The organism is Streptomyces sp. NPDC002076 (assembly GCF_053593835.1).
Genome location: NZ_JBSFDI010000066.1, coordinates 1 through 1,761 on the forward strand (window position 1 = coordinate 1; position 1,761 = coordinate 1,761).

1 protein-coding gene is annotated in these 1,761 nt (G+C 71.2%); it reads right to left on the minus strand.

The annotated features are described in order from the left end of the window. Positions 1-153: 153 nt before the first annotated feature. Positions 154-1,734, minus strand: a complete 1,581-nt coding sequence (locus tag ACWCQS_RS45995; protein WP_451009991.1) for an IS1182 family transposase — start codon at positions 1,732-1,734, stop codon at positions 154-156. Between the last annotated feature and the right edge of the window lie 27 nt (positions 1,735-1,761).

A 1,761-nucleotide genomic window follows, 5' to 3' on the forward strand; every position in this document is an offset into this window, starting at 1 on the left:
CCTCGTGGCGGAGCCACGTGGGCGGTTCGGCAACGCGGCGAGCGTGCGTGCCAGGCGTCGCCGAGCAGGCGGGAATTTGACGACAGGGCCTAGAAGGGCCATGAAGATCTTGGTGAGGGGCTGTCCGGCCGTAGGCCGGGCAGCCCCTGTTCGCTATGCGGTGGCCGGGGCGAGTTGCCAGCTGCCGCCGGTGTGGGTGAGTCCGAGGTTGACCAGTCGGCGGAGGTTGAGGGCGGCTGCCCGGGTGTGGAGCCAGGTGTTGTTGGCGATGGTTCCGCGGTAGCGCAGGCGGCGGTTGCCGTGCTGGACGAGCCAGGCGACGGCTCGTTCGACCGGTGGTCTCCAGCGCCGGTAGTCGGCTTGCCATCTGGGGTCGGTGGCGGCTTGGTGGCGGGCCGCGGCCTGGAGGTTGTGGTGGGGGCGGATGGTCAGGATGCGGCCGGCCTTGGCCTTGGTGCACCGCTCGCGCAGCGGGCATCCGGTGCACAGGTCCTTGAAGACGGCCTTGCGCTGGTGGTGCTGTCCGCCGGGGTCCGACAGGGGGACCGTGTGCCTGGCGGGGCAGGTCACGAGGGCGGCGGTGGTGTTGATGGCGAAGTCGTCCAGGGTGAAGCCGCCGGGGACGGCGGGCCGTAGCGGGGCGGGCTTGAAGAACAGCCGGTGCCCCGCCTGGTGGAGGGCGTGGCGCGTGTCGCCGGCGGAGTAGGCGGTGTCACCGAAGGCGTCCACCGGACTCTCCTCGTCGGCCAGCAGGTCCAGGCCGACGGTGGCCTCGTGGTGCTCGGCTCCGGCACCGGGCCGCAGAGCCACGGCGGTGTATAAGCCGGTCTCGGGCTCGATGGCCAGGTGGGCTTTGTATCCGTCCTGCTGGTGGGTGCGGGTCTTGTGGATGTGCCGGGACTCAGGGTCGACGGTGGAGACCATCCGGTCCGGCGCGGTCCCCTGGGTGATGCGCCAGCGTCCGTCGCGGCCGTCGGAGTCCTCGGCGGGCTCGACATCCTGCCCGGCGACCAGGGCCAGCAGGCCGACCGCGTTGGCCGCTTTCTCGCCCAGTTCCTGGTCGGGCAGGTGGCCCAGCAGCCTGAGTGCGTCGGTGACCAGAGCGTCGACGAGGGCGGCGCGGGCCTGTTCGTCGTTCCAGGCGATACGAGGCTTGCCGGGATCGGTGTAGTCATGCGCGGTGCACTGGACCGCGCCCACCTCGGCCGCGCCGGGGACCTCGCGGATCACCGCGCGGACGGCGGCGATGAGCTGGGTGACGGTGTCCTGGGTGGCGACCGCGTCGTCCAGCACGGTGGAGTCCAGCGCCCGCCGGTGCTTGCCCTTGAGGACACCGGTGGCCTCCACGACCTCGCGCACGGCTTCGAACACGCGGTTCGGCCGAACTGAGCGGGAAAGGCGGCGGCGGAAGTAGGCCAGCAGCGACGCATCGAACGCCATGTCGTGCAGACCCAGCCCGCACGCGGCCTTCCACCGCAGGTCACACCGCAGTTCCTGGACCGTCTCGAAGTCCGACAGCCCGTGCAGGGCCTGCAGCGTGATCGCCGCGGCCAGGATCTGCGGCGGCATGCTCGGCCGCCCGTTGGCCGACGGGTACATGTCCGCGAACATCTCAGCCGGAAACAGCGCACCACGGTGCTCGGCCAGAAACGCGAACACACTCCCGGCCGGGATCAACTCCCGGCAGGTCTCCCACACATCCGGCCCGACCGTCTCCCCGGCCCATTCCCCCATCACCACGAAACGAGTCTGGCCCCGCCG

Bases quoted from the DNA above. Each gene is read 5' to 3' on its own strand.
- ACWCQS_RS45995 (WP_451009991.1), bottom strand. From the start codon at position 1,734: ATGGGGGAATGGGCCGGGGAGACGGTCGGGCCGGATGTGTGGGAGACC.